Annotated in this window: 12 protein-coding genes; 5 read left to right on the forward strand and 7 right to left on the reverse strand. The window is 42.7% G+C overall.

Translation table 11 applies throughout. From position 1 onward, the window contains the following. Nucleotides 1-11 precede the first annotated feature (11 nt). The 5 genes from OCU28_RS10235 to OCU28_RS10255 form a co-directional block, all read right to left on the reverse strand. Nucleotides 12-335: an MSHA biogenesis protein MshK gene (locus OCU28_RS10235; protein ID WP_261816091.1), complete on the reverse strand. Its 324-nt coding sequence runs from the start codon at nucleotides 333-335 to the stop codon at nucleotides 12-14. After that, nucleotides 328-969: a type II secretion system protein M gene (locus OCU28_RS10240; protein WP_261816092.1), complete on the reverse strand. Its 642-nt coding sequence runs from the start codon at nucleotides 967-969 to the stop codon at nucleotides 328-330. The genes OCU28_RS10235 and OCU28_RS10240 overlap by 8 nt, the downstream gene beginning before the upstream one ends. After that, complete coding sequence (locus OCU28_RS10245; RefSeq protein WP_261816093.1) at nucleotides 966-2,408, reverse strand: PilN domain-containing protein; 1,443 nt, start codon at nucleotides 2,406-2,408, stop codon at nucleotides 966-968. The genes OCU28_RS10240 and OCU28_RS10245 overlap by 4 nt, the downstream gene beginning before the upstream one ends. 43 nt (nucleotides 2,409-2,451) lie before the next feature. Next, entirely contained in the window at nucleotides 2,452-4,452 is a 2,001-nt protein-coding gene (gene csrD / locus OCU28_RS10250) for an RNase E specificity factor CsrD (RefSeq protein WP_261816094.1), read from the reverse strand. A gap of 145 nt (nucleotides 4,453-4,597) precedes the next feature. After that, nucleotides 4,598-5,143: a single-stranded DNA-binding protein gene (locus tag OCU28_RS10255; RefSeq protein ID WP_261816095.1), complete on the reverse strand. Its 546-nt coding sequence runs from the start codon at nucleotides 5,141-5,143 to the stop codon at nucleotides 4,598-4,600. 291 nt (nucleotides 5,144-5,434) lie between these two features. Between OCU28_RS10255 and OCU28_RS10260 the strand changes: the two genes are divergently transcribed. From OCU28_RS10260 to OCU28_RS10275, 4 genes are all read left to right on the forward strand, one after another. After that, nucleotides 5,435-6,070, forward strand: coding sequence for a helix-turn-helix transcriptional regulator (locus OCU28_RS10260; protein ID WP_261816096.1), 636 nt, complete (start codon nucleotides 5,435-5,437; stop codon nucleotides 6,068-6,070). A gap of 104 nt (nucleotides 6,071-6,174) precedes the next feature. After that, nucleotides 6,175-7,047 carry a UTP--glucose-1-phosphate uridylyltransferase GalU gene (galU, locus tag OCU28_RS10265; protein WP_261816097.1) on the forward strand — a complete coding sequence of 291 codons (873 nt, stop codon included), beginning with the start codon at nucleotides 6,175-6,177 and terminating at the stop codon, nucleotides 7,045-7,047. A gap of 114 nt (nucleotides 7,048-7,161) precedes the next feature. Further along, nucleotides 7,162-9,993, forward strand: coding sequence for an excinuclease ABC subunit UvrA (gene uvrA / locus OCU28_RS10270; protein ID WP_261816098.1), 2,832 nt, complete (start codon nucleotides 7,162-7,164; stop codon nucleotides 9,991-9,993). A 12-nt stretch (nucleotides 9,994-10,005) separates the two neighbouring features. Then, nucleotides 10,006-11,769, forward strand: coding sequence for a PglL family O-oligosaccharyltransferase (locus OCU28_RS10275; RefSeq protein ID WP_261816099.1), 1,764 nt, complete (start codon nucleotides 10,006-10,008; stop codon nucleotides 11,767-11,769). Nucleotides 11,770-11,815: 46 nt separating this feature from the next. On the opposite strand, the gene OCU28_RS10280 is transcribed toward OCU28_RS10275, so the two are convergent. Further along, on the reverse strand, nucleotides 11,816-12,928 hold the full coding sequence (locus OCU28_RS10280) for a pyridoxal-phosphate-dependent aminotransferase family protein (protein WP_261816100.1): 1,113 nt from the start codon (nucleotides 12,926-12,928) through the stop codon (nucleotides 11,816-11,818). A 256-nt stretch (nucleotides 12,929-13,184) separates the two neighbouring features. Here OCU28_RS10280 and lysC point away from each other — a divergent pair, with 256 nt between their 5' ends. Next, complete coding sequence (gene lysC, locus OCU28_RS10285; RefSeq protein WP_261816101.1) at nucleotides 13,185-14,549, forward strand: lysine-sensitive aspartokinase 3; 1,365 nt, start codon at nucleotides 13,185-13,187, stop codon at nucleotides 14,547-14,549. A gap of 53 nt (nucleotides 14,550-14,602) precedes the next feature. Here lysC and metH read toward each other — a convergent pair whose 3' ends face one another. Next, nucleotides 14,603-18,271, reverse strand: a complete 3,669-nt coding sequence (gene metH / locus OCU28_RS10290; protein ID WP_261816102.1) for a methionine synthase — start codon at nucleotides 18,269-18,271, stop codon at nucleotides 14,603-14,605. Nucleotides 18,272-18,349 lie beyond the last annotated feature (78 nt).

Here is an 18,349-nt window from a genome sequence, read left to right on the forward strand (position 1 = left end):
TAACTTCAGCCTTATCGTCTAACGTTAGAATTAAAGAGTTGCAGTTGCCAGGTCTTTCCTGCTCTAGATACGATTACATCTTCCTTGGTAATCGTGTCTATTTTGTATCCAGCAACACTCTGTTTTTTACTAAGTATTTTATCATTTAACATCGCAACACATTGGGTGTCTGAGTCACAAATGATGCTTTGTAATGTTGGTAATGGGTGCCTATTTACCTTTTTAGCGGTACTTTTGGCCGGTTTATACCACCCCAAAGGGGCGGTTGGGTCTTGCTCTGCAAATACAGAGCCCGATATTAAGATAATGAAGGCATACAAGATCACTCTAACCACTGATAAACTCCTGTCGCGTTCCTATGGTGTATACCTCTAATACCAATTGTGCGGTTGGGTATTTCTGTACTCGATAATCAAAACTGCGCCAATAATATTTTACTGGCATATCTTCTAATGCTTTTAAATAGTGTTGAATATCAAAATAACGACCATCTAGTGTAATCCTTACCGGATGTAAGAAATAGCCTGTTTCATCACTTAATTTAGTAATCGACTCTGCTGGAAGTGATTGTAAGGAAACCAGTTTTAACTTTCCTCCACTACTTAATACTTGCTCAAGTAGACCTGCCATTTGACTGGATGAGATTAAGCTATTAACCACCTGTGATAGTTGCTCGGATAGGGCTTGATTATCGAGTATCAATTGCTTTAATTTTTGATCGATTTCCTTATCAGGATTTCGCTTTAATTTTGCAATTAGGATCTTTATATCTGCTTGAGCAATTTGGATGCTCTGCTTTTGTTGGGCTAATGAGCGCTCTGCTTTAATTCGTGCATCCGTGGCAGGTTCTAATATAAAGCTCATGCAAACTAATACAATGACTACCCACCCACCAGCGGCTATGAGCCACTTTTCTCTTAGGCTAAGATCGGAAAACCGCTCACAGAGTTCAAGCCACTGCTTCTTCATTGCTTATCTCCCGATTTTGCTTTTAATTCAAAACGGACCACACCTCGTTGGCTGCGATCTAAATTAAGGGATTGAAAGCTACGTCCAACTAAAACCAACTCTTTCTTAAATTGATTAACCCAACTTGGTACCGACTGCGGCGTACTCGCGACACCAACCAGGTTTAACTTGTCTGAGGTAATCTGAATATGTTGCAGTGAGATATCATTTCGAGCTTGTTGGGCTAATGCATTCATAATCGCAGAGTATCCAACCTTCTGAGAGTCATCAAACTGATTGACGGCATCTAAAGAGCTGCGTTTAGCTGCAATATCTTGCTCAATCCTTTTGGCAGCATCAAGCTTTGCCTGCGTTGGTGTATGGTTATTTAAGCTCTGCTGAAGGCTCGATTTTTCTTTTCCCAGTAAGTTTGATTGCTGTTTCAGGCTAACTAACTGCTGTTGCGACTGAACGGATTTTGTGTGCTCTAAATAACTCAATACCCCAAACACTGCGGCGGTTATAAGCCATACCGCAACAACCTTATTTAAAGATATGACTTCTTTATGTGGCCTTAGGTGTTCGGGATAAAGATTGATTGAGCTAGGCGTCGTCGCCAACACGGTATTAATGATGACGTTGACACATGGCAACGGTGGCTCATCAATACTAACCACAGTTAAACTGACTATGGCTTGCAGTTGCTCATTTAATTGTGATGCATTGTCTTTATCACAATTAATCACTAGATTTCGAAACAGAGCCCCTGAAAGATTTGAGCTCAGGTAGTCAGCACTGCGCTGTATATCTAGAGCTAAATTATCAATCACGCCACTCTCAGAGTCCGATGCAGTAACAGGCATTGAGATACCACGTAAGGTACGACTAAATACCGGACAGCCCGCAACATAAGCAGAAAGATGATATGAAGACTGCTCCGAGTGGCGCAATAAAAAGTAGTTTTCTTGCGCCGTATAAGCTTGCCCCCAAACCTCATCCTCTGGCAGGATTTTAGCTAGCCCCAGAGAGTATTTTTCGCACTGCTTCAAGATTGATTGGACGATTCGCTTATGTATGACATAGGCCAATACTTTTTGCCCATCAGGCATTACTCGAGCATCAGCTACGACATCGGTTACAGGATCAGTAATTAAGTCTTTTAATAAAAATGGCAGAGCCGTCGACCACTCATTCTGCGGAATATTGGGCTTTTCTATCTGAAAAGTTTGATATTGGGTTGCCCCCAAGACAACACATATTGATTCTTTCTTGTGAGCAAGCGTGAGAGCTTGCGAAAGAGCCCCCTCCCAATTCCCATTAGTAATGGCAAAAGATTGTGGGACTTGTTCGTTATCTGAGTTACGGGATGTATATACTGCATCCGCTTGTACCACCACGATAAACTGGTATTGTTCTTTCTTAGCAGATAGTGCGTTGTTAATGTTTGATAACCAAGACATATCATTTACCGATTTCTAAAATACTACGCGCGTGACGTGCTACTTATTTATTTCGCCAGCGATTTCGTCGACCAGCAACAGACGACATTGTTTGTCGGGCTTTAAAGCCTGCACCAGGTAGAAAGTCACTCTCTTGTGCAAACAATCTTCCTTGCCCACCATGAACCCCTAAATTAAGCAGCTGTTGCCACTCTTTCTTGCTCTCAACACCAACGGCGATAACCTGGGTCGGCGTATTCTCACAAGCACCGATCAAGCTTCTTATATAAAGTTGATTTTCAGGGCGATTCTCAATATTTCGCACCAAACTACGGTGTAGTTTTAAGTAATCAATTGAGGATTCTTTAATGTAGTGAGAACTGATAATAGTCCTTCCAGCCTGGTTTACTATCACCTTACATCCTAAGCCTGACAGCATTCTTATTACTGGTCGCATTGCATCTAAATGAGTGACTAAGGGACCTTCCATAAATTCAAATGACAAACGTCTTCTTTGAGATGGCGTTAGCTGCAACATTTCATCTCTCAGCCAATTAAAGTGAGCGCGATAGCTAAATGGCTGCGCATATATGTTTATGGAATAACTTTCGGTCCCTTCAGAAGACTTTACAAAATTGTTAACCCTAAGTAAAACACTTTTATCTAGCTGGCTCTCATAACCAGTTTGCCTTATAGCGGGGCTAAATTTTGAGGCTTTGATTAGGTTATGTTTATCATCAACAATACGACTGAATATCTCATGGTGTAACAACTCATTGTCACCCATAGTATTAGTTAAATAACACGGCTGTTTAATCAAATGAATTTTATCTGGATGCAGTTCACGCTCAAACAAAGCTCGCCAGCGTACACTGCCGCGGTCGATCTGCGATTTAGATTCTTTATTAAAGCGTCGCCAATTATTTTCTTTCTCAATCTGAGCTGACTTAAGCGCCGTTTCAACTTCATTAATAAGGTTAGTACGACGCTCTCCCTGACGATATATTGTCATCCCCAAATGAACCCAATTATCAGGGTCAATCCCTTCCAAAATTGGAAGACGAACAATCTGTTTTAAGATCTGAGCACAAAGGTTCTCTAAATCCGCTTGTGATTGATTCGGTATCATGGCGCAAAAGGTCGCTTCATAATAACGAGCAAAAACAATATCAGGATAGCGATTCACACAATTTGAAATAGCGTGTCCTAGCTCAACAATAAAGGTATCGAGGGTTGCTTTATCATTTTGCTCCTTAAGCCCGTCCCAATCGTAAATTGCTAATACCACTACACCACCAGAGGCACCACTTTCAGTGAGGGTTGATTCTAGTCGGTTATCAAACGACAAACGATTGGATGCGCCAGTAAGCTGGTCTAAAAAGGTTTGGGAGCGAATAAAGGTATCAAAGCGGCTACGCTCTTGCCTTGCATCTTTAAGCTCGGCAATGAGTTTATCTAGAGCCTCACTTGCTGTGTAAGGCCATTCTTGATGGTCACCAATCGCATACTGTTCAACTCGGCCAGCGAGGATCATCCGCCCTCTTTCTTCAAGAAGCTCAGAGCCATATAGTTGGCGTCTTAACCATTTAACGCCCTGCATTAAACACACCACAATCAAAAGCATGGCTAAAGAAATAGTAGAAAGAGCACCAATAGAGTAGCTGTACCCTATATATGGAGGAACAACCTGAAATTCGATAACGTAGCGTGGATTGAGGGTCAATTGAGTGCTGTAGCGAATTAAACGGTTTTTATCAAATTTCCGCGCAGTATCGTTATATTCAAATAAAACCACGGGACCGGAAGTAAGCTTCATCTCAATTACATTGCTAGATTTTAAAAGCTTAGGAATCCAGCGCGCAAGCTCACCATCGGGGACCGATGCTTGAAGTTGTTGATCCAACACTTCAACAATCCCTTGTACCGATTGCTTAGTGTATTCTTTCCCAAGCTTCTGAATAGAGAATATGCCGCCGACGAAAAGAATAAACACAGCACTGATTACAATCATGGTCACAAAAGCCACCAATCGAGTACTGAGCTTCAGTGTCGGGGTATTACGCATATAATTCAATCCTTGAATTTATAGAGTTCTTTCCATCTCACCATTCTGGCATATATCAGTTATATTGCTAATAAAAACAATTGCTAACATAAAAAATGGCCCCAAAATGGGACCATTTTCTCATCATAAAACCAATACTGTTGGCTTAAAATGGAATATCATCATCAAAATCCATCGGAGGCTCATTGTAATTAGACTGAGGAGCCTGTGGTTTTGCTTGTTGTTGTACTTGAGGTTGTTGTGGCTGTCCCCAACCTTGGTTAGGTTGCTGCTGACCGCCTTGAGGTGCGTTGTACTGACCACCTTGATTTTGAACAGGCGCTTGACCACCTTGACCTTGGCGCGCACCAAGCATTTGCATAGTGCCGTTAAAGCCTTGAACTACAACTTCAGTTGTATAACGGTCTTGACCTGATTGGTCTTGCCATTTACGCGTTTGTAGTTGACCTTCAATATATACTTGTGAGCCTTTCTTAAGGTACTCACCTGCAATCTCTGCCGTTTTGCCAAAAATAGCTACACGATGCCATTCTGTTTTTTCGCGTTGTTCGCCAGTGCTTTTATCACGCCAAGTTTCAGAAGTTGCAATTGAAATATTTGCTACAGCATTACCATTTGGCATAAAACGGACCTCAGGATCTTGCCCTAAAGCTCCAACTAAAATTACTTTATTTACTCCACGGCTTGCCATGTCCCACTCCGTTTTAATTTACACATTTCATATCGCGCTAAGCATACCACGTTCATACATGGGATCACATGTGCAATATGCCACACCATAATTGATGAACAAAAAACTTAATCAACTATATGAATTTAAAGAATTAAATGTAATTTGCAATTCGACACATTACGCACCACGTTGTAATCAATTGCGTCTAAAGTATGCACAAAAGTGATTGAGGTCTCAAAATATTGAACTCACGTTAGTCAGTGTAAATAAAAAGCAACACACTAAATTTTCCAATAAAGGAGAGTTGATATGCAGTTTAACGGAATAAACAGTCAATTATTTCTACATAAAAACAGCGGCTTAGATAAGGAAACAATCCAGAAAATACAAGAGGTTACCAATATCTCTTTATATAAACTGGAAGACTATCACCAAAAACATAAACCGAGTCTAACGCCTATTATTATCATCAACTTTAATGATAAGGATTTCGATCCTCTCGACTATGAAAACCCCAATGAACCCAATAAAAAGTTGTATATGGTTACAACACAAACGCCACTACATTTGAGAACAACCCAACTACTTAAATATGGTCGCTTAAAAGGTATTTTCTATCAGGGACAAGATATTAAACAGACCATTGAGGGGATCAACTCCCTGGCTTATGGTATGTCGTGGTTAAGTCGCGCAGTTATCGACCAGCTGCTCTCTTATTATCAATCAGTACTATTACGCTATGCTCCTCCGCATACAATCAACCTTACTCGACGAGAAATTGAAGTGCTAATGGCACTAAAAAACGGTCAGTCGAACTATAAGTTATCAGAACAACTCTACCTTAGTGAACATACCGTCAAATCACATTTGTACCGCATATTTCGCAAAATAAACGTTAAAACTAGGGAAGAAGCGATTGTTTGGGCGCATCACTTTCTTCCATAATCAATTTATACAAAATTAACCTAACAAACATTGGGGTGCGCCTAACTTGGTGATAGAGTTAGGCGTACTATTAATACAAAAACAGCAAACAGTTAGGTTACCCCATGATTAAGAAGTGTTTATTCCCTGCGGCTGGCTACGGCACTCGTTTTCTTCCCGCAACTAAATCTATGCCAAAAGAGATGATGCCAGTGGTCAACAAACCACTGATTGAGTACGGCGTAGAAGAAGCCATTAATGCTGGTATGAATGGTATGTGTATAGTTACTGGACGTGGTAAGCACTCTATCATGGACCACTTCGATAAGAATTATGAACTTGAGCACCAAATCCAAGGCACAAATAAAGAAGAGCTATTAATTGATATCCGAAATGTCATTGAATCTGCAAACTTTACTTATATTCGCCAACGTGAAATGAAAGGACTCGGTCATGCGATTCTGACTGGTCGTGAATTAATTGGTGATGAACCCTTCGCTGTAGTTCTTGCCGATGACCTATGTGTGAACGAAGAACAAGGTGTTCTGGCGCAGATGGTCGCATTATACAAACAGTTCCGCTGTTCTATCGTGGCCGTTCAAGAAGTGCCAGAAGATGAAACCCATAAATATGGTGTTATCAAAGGCGAAACAATCAAAGATGATATTGTTCGCGTTGATGACATGGTAGAGAAACCTGAGCCGGGCACAGCACCGAGTAATCTAGCGATTATTGGTCGCTATATCTTAACTCCTGATATCTTTGAGTTGATTGAAAATACCGAGCCAGGTAAAGGTGGTGAGATTCAAATAACAGATGCACTGCTCAAACAAGCTCAAGCTGGTTGCGTACTAGCGTACAAGTTTAAGGGTAAGCGCTTTGACTGCGGCAGTGTCGATGGCTACATTGAAGCCACTAACTATTGCTTCGAAAATGTGTATAAAAAAGACAAAAAAGCCACTGAACTAGGCAAACACTCAACATTGAAAGAAGCTTAATCCAATTGGACTCAAAACAGTGGTATTCGCCACTGTTTTTTTATCCAGTAATTGTTTGCAGTAGGTTTAAGCTATGTAATACTTGCTAGATTGCTAACAATTAAGTGAATTCAGATGGATACTATCGACGTCCGCGGTGCCCGCACTCACAACCTTAAGAATATTAGCCTTACTATTCCTCGCGATAAACTGACGGTCATAACCGGTTTATCCGGGTCAGGAAAATCCTCATTAGCCTTTGATACCCTATATGCAGAAGGGCAACGCAGATATGTAGAATCACTGTCTGCTTATGCTCGGCAATTCCTATCGCTAATGGAGAAGCCGGATGTCGACCACATAGAGGGTCTATCTCCTGCCATTTCAATTGAGCAAAAATCAACCTCTCATAATCCACGTTCCACGGTTGGTACCATCACCGAGGTTTATGACTATTTACGACTTTTCTATGCTCGTGTTGGTGAGCCTCGATGCCCTGAACATAAGGTTCCTCTTGCTGCGCAAACTATTAGCCAGATGGTTGATAAGGTCATTGCTTTACCCGAAGGCTCTAAGATGATGTTGCTGGCACCTATCGTCAAAGAGCGTAAAGGTGAGCATGTAAAAACCTTTGAGAACCTTGTCGCACAAGGCTTTATTCGTGCTCGCGTAGATGGTGACATTTGCGATCTTTCAGATCCTCCGACTTTAGAGCTACATAAGAAGCATACCATCGAGGTTATTGTTGATCGCTTCAAGGTTAGAGAAGACCTCAAGCAACGCTTAGCTGAATCATTTGAGACTGCATTAGAACTTTCCGGTGGTATCGCGGTTGTATCTCCGATGGATAAACACCGAGAAGAAGATGAGATTATCTTCTCTGCTAATTTTGCTTGCCCTTATTGCGGCTATAGTATGCAAGAGCTAGAGCCAAGGTTGTTTTCATTTAATAATCCGGCAGGAGCTTGCCACACTTGTGATGGCCTAGGTGTTCAACAATATTTTGATGAACAAATGGTTGTGCTAGACGATAGCCTCAGTATTGCCGATGGCGCAATAAAAGGCTGGGATCAGAAAAACTACTACTACTTTCAAATGTTGAGTGCCCTTGCTGAACATTATGACTTTGATCTATTTTCACCGTTTAACTCTTTATCCAAAAAGATCCGCGATATCATCCTCAAGGGATCAGGCCGAACCGAGATCGAGTTCAAATACATCAATGATCGTGGTGATATTCGAGTTAAAACCCACCCCTTCGAAGGCATCTTAAATACGCTCGAGCGCCGATATAGGGATACAGAATCCAACTCGGTACGCGAAGAGCTCTCTAAATATATCTCAACTCGTTCATGCTCAAGCTGTGGTGGAACACGACTTAGAGAAGAAGCGCGCAATGTATTTATCAATGATACTCCCCTACCCGCTATCGTAGAGATGAGTATTAGTGACGCAATGCAGTTTTTTATTGATCTTAAGCTAGAGGGACAAAAAGCCCAGATTGCAGATAAGATCATGAAGGAGATCAACGATCGACTGCATTTCTTAGTTAACGTTGGCTTAAATTACTTAAACCTTTCTCGAAGCGCAGAAACCTTATCTGGCGGCGAGGCTCAACGTATCCGGCTTGCTAGTCAAATTGGAGCTGGGTTGGTTGGCGTCATGTATGTACTTGATGAGCCTTCAATTGGTCTACATCAACGCGATAACGAGCGCTTACTTGGAACCCTAACTCACTTAAGAGACTTAGGTAATACGGTATTGGTCGTAGAACACGATGAAGATGCGATTCGTACTGCGGATCATATTATCGATATCGGTCCAGGCGCAGGTGTACATGGTGGGCATGTCGTGGCTCAAGGTAATTATCAGCAGATTATTGATACTGAAGACTCCCTCACTGGGCAATACTTAAAAGGCACCAAACAGATCGCGGTTCCAGCGCAGCGAACACCCGTTGATAAGAAAAAATTACTAGTATTAGAAGGGGCCAGCGGTAATAACCTAAAACAGGTGGACCTTACTATTCCTTGCGGACTCTTTACCTGTGTAACTGGGGTTTCTGGGTCCGGCAAATCCACGCTGATCAACGATACCTTTTTTAAACTCGCCCATCGTGAATTAAATGGTGCGACCACCAGCATACCGAGCCCATTCAAGAAAATTAATGGCCTGCAACATTTTGATAAGGTCATCGATATAGACCAGAGCCCAATAGGGCGCACACCGCGCTCTAATCCTGCAACCTATACCGGTATTTTTACACCTATCCGTGAGTTGTTCGCTGGAACTCAAGAAGCACGTTCACGCGGTTATAAGCCTGGCCGCTTCAGCTTTAATGTTCGAGGGGGGCGCTGTGAAGCTTGCCAAGGAGATGGGGTAATTAAGGTTGAAATGCATTTTCTACCTGATGTTTATGTCCCTTGTGACTCCTGTAAAGGTAAGCGCTACAACCGTGAAACCCTTGAGGTTCGCTATAAAGGCAAAACCATTGATCAGGTTCTTGAAATGACGGTTGAAGATGCGCATGCCTTTTTCGAACCTGTACCTGTAATTGCTCGTAAGCTTAAGACTCTAATTGACGTCGGTTTATCTTATATTCGACTTGGTCAAGCCGCGACGACGCTCTCTGGTGGTGAGGCTCAGCGGGTCAAGTTAGCACGCGAATTATCAAAACGAGATACAGGGAAAACACTGTATATTTTAGATGAGCCGACCACAGGCCTGCATTTTCACGACATTCAACAACTACTTAGCGTATTACATCGCTTGCGTGATCACGGTAATACTATTGTTGTTATTGAGCACAATCTCGATGTTGTTAAAACCGCAGACTGGATTGTAGACCTTGGCCCTGAAGGTGGACACGGTGGTGGTGAGATCATAGCTACCGGCACCCCTGAAGAGGTTGCACTGGTAAAAGGTTCTCATACTGCTCATTTTCTTAAACCTATGCTTAAGCTGTAGGAGTTGCCAAAGATGGCTACCCTTTTAACTTCCGGAACACAACTACACAAAAAGTTAGCCGCCGTCCCACTAAATAAACGGTTCTTAATTGCGGTTGGAGCGGCCTTTTTAGTTGCGGCTCATTTCTTCACCCCCAACCCAGGAGGGGCTGGATTAATGTTGTCATTCAACCCGCCCGTATGGGTGGCTATTTCGGTAGCATTAGGTATCGCAGCCTATCAAACCGCACGTAATAGAGTTGTACGTTATTCAAAGCTATCAATTGCACTATTAGTCAGTTGCATACTGTTAACCCTACCCGTCTTTTATCCAAATGCAGAGCCTATATTCGCTCTGCCTAGGCTTAGCGGACTATGGGCGGGATTAGCCTTATTGTTTGCATTGCAGCAATTTCGTTTTAGTAATGAAGAAAAACAGCGTTTGTTGTGGTTTATTTTACTTGCGGTATTGATTGAAGCGCTATTGGGCTGGGCACAATACACCTTGTTCTCACAAGGTAACTTCATGGGTTACAACACCATACGTAACCGTCCCTACGGTATTTTTCAGCAACCAAATGTGATGGCAAGCTTTCTCTCTACTGGGTTAGTGCTTTCTGGCTATCTATTAGCAAGACAACCGCATACTAAATACCTGCACTGGCGCTACAAGTTAGTTTTACTGTATGCCACTCCTATATTAACCATCCCTCTACTCATTGTTCTCGCTTCTCGAACTGGGTGGTTGGGTGCACTAATATCTCTAGCGCTTCTATTGCCTTATGTTTATCGATTTGCGGCTCGAAATCGCAGCTACTTGTGGCTGAGCATGCTTGGTTTAGGATTTATAGTTGGAATTGGGCTGACACAAATAGGTAGCAATCAGTCACTGCTTCAACAAAAAACGGACCTCGAAAGTCCAAGGGCTTATACCTTTCCACAAACCTTAGATATGTTGATAGAGAGACCTCTATCTGGTTATGGCTATGGTCAGTTTGAGACTGAATATACGGTGTATACGGCAAGACAACACCAATTAAACTCTGATTACCCTGCCGGTCTCCCTGCCATGGATCACCCCCATAACGAACTATTATATTGGGGAGTCGAAGGTGGAGTTGTTCCTTTATTTGGTTTGTTGCTGGCAATGGGTTACGTATTGTACTGGCTGAACAAGGCAAAACACGGCACCCGCATCGGTATTCTGGCTCTATTTGTACCTATCGTGCTACATACACAACTAGAGTACCCCTTTTATCATTCTGCTATTCATTGGATTAGCTTCATCATCCTAATTTATTGGGTAGATCAACGAGGTGGCAGAGCCTACTTATTTAAATTTGGGCGGTCATCAAAACTCGCTTTACGCGTGTCGAGCCTGTTGCTGCCTATCTTTTGCAGTGTCTTCATGATATCAGCATTGCAAACCAATTATGTACTTACAAGCTTTGAACGTTCTAAGCCTAAAGACCCTAACATCTTAGACAAGGTCACAAACCCAGTAGTTTGGAAAGACAGGTATGAGTGGGATATTAACAGCACGTTTTTACAGTTAGGGCTCGCAACAAGGAACCCTAAATATATTCAAACCTTTATCGACTGGGCTCAAGAATTTGTGAAACATAAACCTAGGCCAGCCATATATAAAAATCTGATCATTGCCTATCAAGGACAATCAGAAGAGATGCTTGCTGAGGAGGTAAGAGGCGAAGCTAAGTTTCTGTTCCCTAAAGTAGATTTTGATAACATCTCATTGGTGACTGTAGAGCAAAAGACAGCTTCAGCCACTAACCAATAAATAGCAATTTAAAAGAGGCTCCACCAGTTATGGTGGAGCCTCTTTTTTATCGCAGTACCTGTTGCAAAGCATGCAAACACAGAGCCACATTTTCTTTTCGTGCGCCATAGCCCATCAAGCCGATACGCCACGCCTTACCAGATAACTCTCCTAGACCCGCACCAATTTCCAAATTGTAGTCATTGAGCAATCGCTGGCGAACGTCGCCATCATCAACACCTGATGGTATATAAATGGCATTTAATTGTGGTAAACGCTGACCTTCTTCAACAACAAACTCAATACCGAGTTGAGTTAAACCCTGTTTAAGTAATTGATGCATCTGTTCATGTCTTTGCCATGCATTCTCTAACCCTTCATTTTTAAGCATCAACAGTGCTTCATGCAGAGCGTATAAGCTATTTACCGGAGCGGTATGATGATAAGAGCGCTTCCCCTCACCGCTCCAGTAACCAAGCACTAAACTTTGATCTAAAAACCAACTCTGAATAGGGGTGGTACGTGATTGGATCTTAGCTATCGCTTTTGGTGAAAATGTCAGAGGTGATAGACCAGGAGTACAAGAAAGACATTTCTGGCTACCCGAGTAAACTGCATCTAAGCCCCATTTATCGACATACAAAGGCACTCCGCCAAGGGAGGTAACCGCATCAACAATAACTAGCATGTCATTTTCTTGAGCCAGTTTAGCGATGGCCTCAGCATCACTAATTGCTCCGGTAGAGGTCTCAGCATGTACAAATGCTATGGCTACTGCATCAGGGTTTGCATCAATAACGTGTTGCACCTTGTGTAAAGAAACCTCAGTTCCCCATTCATCATCCACTACAACCGCTTGCGCACCACATCGCACTACGTTCTCACGCATACGCTCACCGAAGACACCATTTCGACATACAATGACCTTCTCTTGAGGCTGTATTAGGTTAACAAAGCACGCTTCCATACCCGCACTTCCTGGAGCTGAAAGGGCGATGGTGAACTCGTTGTCCGTTTGAAAAGCATACTTGAGTAACTCCTTTACCTCATCCATCATGCCAATAAATAGCGGGTCCAAGTGACCAATTGTTGGACGAGAAAGCGCCTGTAAAACCTGTGGGGAAATATCAGAAGGTCCAGGACCAAGTAGTGTCCTATGTGGAGGGGTGAAGCTGTGCATGACGGATATCCTTTTGTCCTTTTTTTACAGGATATGACACTGATTGATTGCTCTCAATTTATACACCCCAGAATTGAGCGATCGCCGACAAAACTATATGAAAAGAAATTCATGCAAGTTATTGACATCAATTCAGCAAAGCATTTCAATGAATGTTCACATAAAAAAATGAATAGAATTAAAATCTTCGTATTAATGGTACTAAATACCAGTAGTTAAAATTACCCGAAGAGTTTGCTCTTACATTAAAGGAATAATGGAGAACACTGTGTCAGCAATCAACGTTGCAAAATTCGGCGGTACCAGCGTCGCCAACTTCGAAGCGATGAGTCGCTGTGCAAATATTATTGAAAATAACCCCAGTACTAAATTAGTGGTCATTAGCGCCTGCTCTGGTGTTACCAATATTTTGGTTGAACTTGCAAATGGGGTAAAAGACAAAGCGGGTCGAGAACAACTATTACAAGAGTTAGTTGACCTCCATTTTGCTATTATAGGCTGCTTACAAAGTCCAGATGAAATCATACCTAATATCAATGAGATACTAGCTAAGGTATCTCAATGCGCAGAGCAGGCATCCCAACAAAGTTCTACCCAATTAACCGATCAATTGGTTGCTTGTGGTGAGCTGATGTCAACCCACATTCTAAGTCAGATAATCCGAGAGCGAGGCCATCAGGTTACTCGCTTTGATATCCGCAGTGTGATGAAAACCACCTCAAATTTTGGCAATGCGGAACCACTACTCGACGATATTAAGATTTCGGCTGCAACACACCTGATCCCTCTTTGTGAAGAGAATATCGTAATCACTCAAGGCTTCATCGGCTCAGATTACAATAACCAGACGACAACGTTAGGGCGTGGAGGAAGTGACTATAGTGCTGCATTGATAGCAGAAGCGGTAGACGCGACTGGTTTAGAAATATGGACTGATGTACCTGGAATCTACACAACCGATCCAAGGATTGCTCCACAAGCAAAACCTATTCAAGAAATCAGCTTTAGTGAAGCCTCGGAAATGGCCAATTTTGGAGCTAAAATTCTACATCCTTCAACGCTTCTCCCTGCTTTACGCCATGAAATCCCAGTGTTTGTTGGCTCATCCAAAGAACCGGAGCGAGGGGGAACTTGGGTAAAGCAGGAAGTAGAAAGCGTACCACTATTTAGAGCGGTAACCTTACGAGGTAACCAAACACTAATCACACTGAAAAGCCTTAGTATGTTTCATGCCTATGGGTTCTTAGCCAAAGTGTTCGAGATTCTAGCAAGGCATCGCGTATCTATTGACTTAATCACTACATCTGAGATTAGTGTTTCGTTAACGCTAGATCGCACTCATACCCAAGGAGGTGCACCTCAACTTCCAGCAGAGGCGTTACGGGAATTAGAAGAACTCTGTTCTGTAGAGATAGAACAGAATCTAAGCCTAGTTGCGCTGATTGGAAATAATATGGGACAGGCAAAAGGTACCGCTAAACAAATATTTGGCACCTTAGAAGACCATAATTTGCGAATGATTTGCTACGGTGCAAGTAGTCATAATCTTTGCTTTTTAGTGCATGAGTCATCAGCACGCCACGCCGTACAACAACTGCACCGTCAGCTATTTGAAGGTTAGAGATACAAAGCCAATGCCACTAAAAAAGGGGCTGATATTGCCCCTTTTTATTGCTACCCGTTGATGTTTGGCCCTAGCCATTTTTCAGCTTCAAGCATATCCCAACCTTTCCTATTGGCATAATCTTTAACTTGATCCTCTTGGATCTGAGCAACAGCAAAAAAGCGACATTCCGGGTTTGAAAAGTACCACCCTGAAACTGAAGCTCCCGGCCACATTGCATAGCTAGAAGTCAGCGACATACCAATCGTATTCTCGACATCCATTAACTCCCACAATGGGCCTTTCTCGGTATGCTCTGGACAGGCTGGGTACCCAGGTGCAGGACGAATCCCCTGATACTTCTCTCGGATAAGGTCTTCATTTCCAAGTTGCTCATCAGGTGAGTACCCCCAAATCTCGGTACGTACCTTTTGGTGTAAATATTCAGCAAATGCTTCAGCAAGTCTATCCGCAACCGCTTGGATCATAATTGCATTATAATCATCACCTTGCGCTTTGTAATGGTCAGCAAGTTCACGCTCTCCAATCCCGCCAGTAACCGCAAATGCTCCAATCCAATCTGCTTTTCCTGATTCTTTTGGCGCAATATAATCACTTAAACAGTAGTTAAATCCTTTTGGTTTCTTGGTCTGCTGGCGTAAGTGATGTAGCGTTTTTATCACCTCAGTACGGGATTCATCGCGATAAACCTCTATATCATCACCATGACTATTGGCAGGAAAAAGCTGGCACATACCATTGGCTTTGATGATACCTTCAGATTCTACCTTATCTAATAAATCGTTAGCATCTTGATATAATCTTTTCGCTTCTTCACCAACCTCTTCATGCTCTAAAATTGCAGGGTATTTACCCATCAGAGTCCAAGTCATAAAAAATGGTGTCCAATCGATATATTGGCGAAGTATGGATATATCCATATCCTTTATTATTATCGGTTCTAGAGTCTGCGGGCGAGGCGGAGTATAAGTAGCCCAATCAATAGCAACTCGATTCTCACGTGCTTTCTCTAGGGTGATAGGCTTACTTTTGGGGCGCTTACGAGCATGCTGTTCACGCACTCGTTCATAATCTAGGTTTAGTTTCTCTACAAAATTGCCCTTGAGCTCATCAGACAACAGTGAGGTACATACCCCTACGGCGCGCGATGCATTGTTTACATATACCACGGGATTAGAATAATTCTGTTCAATTTTAACTGCGGTATGAGCTTTAGAGGTTGTTGCTCCCCCAATCATTAGAGGTAAATCAAAACCGAGACGCTCCATCTCTTTAGCTACATGCACCATTTCGTCCAAAGAAGGCGTAATTAGACCTGATAGACCAACAATATCTACGTTCTCTTCTTTTGCTACTTTAAGGATCTTGTCACAAGACACCATGACACCAAGATCGATAATCTCATAGTTATTACATTGCAACACAACCCCTACAATGTTTTTTCCGATATCGTGTACATCGCCTTTTACTGTAGCAAGTAAGATCTTGCCATTGGTTCGTCCAACCTGCTTATCAGAATTAATATAGGGTTCAAGGTGCCCTACAGCTTGCTTCATAACCCGAGCAGATTTCACTACTTGGGGTAGGAACATTTTACCTTCACCAAATAAATCACCAACAACATTCATCCCATCCATCAAAGGACCTTCAATCACCTCCAATGGTTTCGTTGCCTGCTGTCGTGCTTCTTCGGTATCTTCGATAATAAACTCGGTGATCCCTTTAACTAGCGCATGCTCTAAGCGTTTTGTTACCGGCCATGTGCGCCATTCTTGTGCTGACCTGTCTTCTTGGCCGCCAACACTGTTTTCACGGTACGCTTCCGCAACTTCTAACAGGTTCTCTGTGGCGTCAGAATGGCGGTTAAGCACGACATCTTCTACCGCAATACGCAACTTCTCAGGGACATTGTCATAGACCTCAAGTTGGCCTGCATTAACAATCCCCATATCCATCCCATTTTTAAAGCAGTGGTATAGGAAAACGGCATGAATAGCTTCACGCACATAGTTGTTACCACGAAATGAGAACGAAACATTAGAAACGCCGCCAGAAATCATAGCGTGGGGCAATTCTCGTTTAATATCAGCAACCGCCTCAATAAAGTCCACGGCATAGTTATTGTGCTCATCAATACCGGTTGCTACCGCAAAAATATTGGGGTCAAAGATGATATCTTCTGCAGGAAAACCAACCTCATCAACAAGGATATGATAAGCATTAGAGCAGATCTCGAGTTTACGCTCCCGAGTATCGGCTTGGCCGACCTCATCAAATGCCATGACGATAACCGCCGCGCCATAACGACGAATAAGCTTGGCCTGTGCTACAAACTTTTCTTTACCCTCTTTTAAAGAGATCGAGTTAACAATGCCCTTACCTTGGATGCACTTTAAACCCGCTTCGATAACTTCCCATTTGGAAGAATCGACCATTATAGGCACCTTAGATATCTCAGGCTCTGAAGCACAAAGCTTCAAAAAGCGCTCCATACAGGCTTCGGCATCTAGCATGCCTTCGTCCATGTTGATATCTATGATTTGAGCACCATTCTCTACCTGCTGTCTCGCGACTTCGAGAGCTTCTTCATAAAGCTCTTCTTTGATTAAACGCTTGAAGCGAGCAGAGCCGGTTACATTGGTTCGTTCACCAACGTTAACAAACAGGGTTTCTTTTTCGATGGTCAGCGGCTCTAAGCCTGATAAACGACATGCATTGCTAATCTCAGGTAAAGAACGAGGAGATACTCCCTCGACAGCTTCTGCCATTGCCTGAATATGCTCGGGCGTTGTACCACAGCAACCACCAACTAGATTTAAAAATCCAGAATTAGCCCACTCGCCAATTTGTTCCGCCATATCTTCAGCTGAAAGGTCATACTCACCAAAAGCGTTCGGTAAACCTGCATTTGGATGAACAGATACATAGCTTTCTGAAATGCGCGACAGCTCTTCAACATACTGACGCAGTTCATCTGGACCAAGAGCGCAGTTCAGGCCAAAGGAGATAGGTTTTACATGACGCAGTGAGTTATAGAAGGCTTCTGTGGTTTGCCCAGAAAGGGTACGTCCAGAAGCATCGGTAATAGTACCGGATATCATAACGGGTAAAGAATACCCTAGATCATCAAATACACTCTCAACAGCAAATGAACACGCTTTGGCATTCAATGTATCGAATACGGTTTCGATAAGAATCAGGTCACTACCACCTTCAATAAGTGCCAGTGTAGACTCTTTATATGCAATAACTAATTCATCAAAAGAGACATTACGAAAACCTGGGTCATTTACGTCAGGTGAGATTGAGCAGGTCCGGTTAGTCGGGCCAAGTACCCCAGCAACATAACGTGGTTTTTCTGGGGTTTTTGCTGTCCACTCTTGCGCTGCTTGTTTAGCAAGCTTAGCCGCCGCGAAATTTATCTCTGCGCTTAGGCTCTCCATATCGTAATCAGCCATCGCAATAGTGGTGGCATTGAAGGTGTTGGTTTCAAGTATATCTGCGCCAGCTTCTAGATACTGTGAATGTATCTGCTTAATCAGCTGTGGCTGAGTCAGTACCAGTAAATCGTTATTACCCTTTAGATCAGAGTGCCAATCGGCGAAACGTTCACCACGATAATCGGCTTCTTCGAGTTTTTGATTTTGAATCATGGTGCCCATGCCACCATCAATCAATAAAATACGTTGCTGTAATTGGGCTTCTATCTGGCTTCTCATGCTGCTTCCTGCTCAGCTCAAATCATATATATCCATCCTACCACAGTAGAAGTAGATTTCTAGACGTCTAAAAATTCA

The organism is Vibrio gallicus (assembly GCF_024346875.1).
GTDB classification, from domain to species: Bacteria; Pseudomonadota; Gammaproteobacteria; order Enterobacterales; family Vibrionaceae; genus Vibrio; species Vibrio gallicus.

Excerpts from the sequence above, each read along its gene's own strand:
- uvrA (WP_261816098.1), top strand. The coding sequence starts at position 7,162 with ATGGATACTATCGACGTCCGCGGTGCCCGCACTCACAACCTTAAGAAT.
- OCU28_RS10275 (WP_261816099.1), top strand. The coding sequence starts at position 10,006 with ATGGCTACCCTTTTAACTTCCGGAACACAACTACACAAAAAGTTAGCC.
- OCU28_RS10255 (WP_261816095.1), bottom strand. The coding sequence starts at position 5,143 with ATGGCAAGCCGTGGAGTAAATAAAGTAATTTTAGTTGGAGCTTTAGGG.
- OCU28_RS10260 (WP_261816096.1), top strand. The coding sequence starts at position 5,435 with ATGCAGTTTAACGGAATAAACAGTCAATTATTTCTACATAAAAACAGC.
- lysC (WP_261816101.1), top strand. The coding sequence starts at position 13,185 with ATGGAGAACACTGTGTCAGCAATCAACGTTGCAAAATTCGGCGGTACC.
- OCU28_RS10245 (WP_261816093.1), bottom strand. The coding sequence starts at position 2,408 with ATGTCTTGGTTATCAAACATTAACAACGCACTATCTGCTAAGAAAGAA.
- metH (WP_261816102.1), bottom strand. The coding sequence starts at position 18,271 with ATGAGAAGCCAGATAGAAGCCCAATTACAGCAACGTATTTTATTGATT.
- OCU28_RS10240 (WP_261816092.1), bottom strand. The coding sequence starts at position 969 with ATGAAGAAGCAGTGGCTTGAACTCTGTGAGCGGTTTTCCGATCTTAGC.
- galU (WP_261816097.1), top strand. The coding sequence starts at position 6,175 with ATGATTAAGAAGTGTTTATTCCCTGCGGCTGGCTACGGCACTCGTTTT.
- csrD (WP_261816094.1), bottom strand. The coding sequence starts at position 4,452 with ATGCGTAATACCCCGACACTGAAGCTCAGTACTCGATTGGTGGCTTTT.
- OCU28_RS10280 (WP_261816100.1), bottom strand. The coding sequence starts at position 12,928 with ATGCACAGCTTCACCCCTCCACATAGGACACTACTTGGTCCTGGACCT.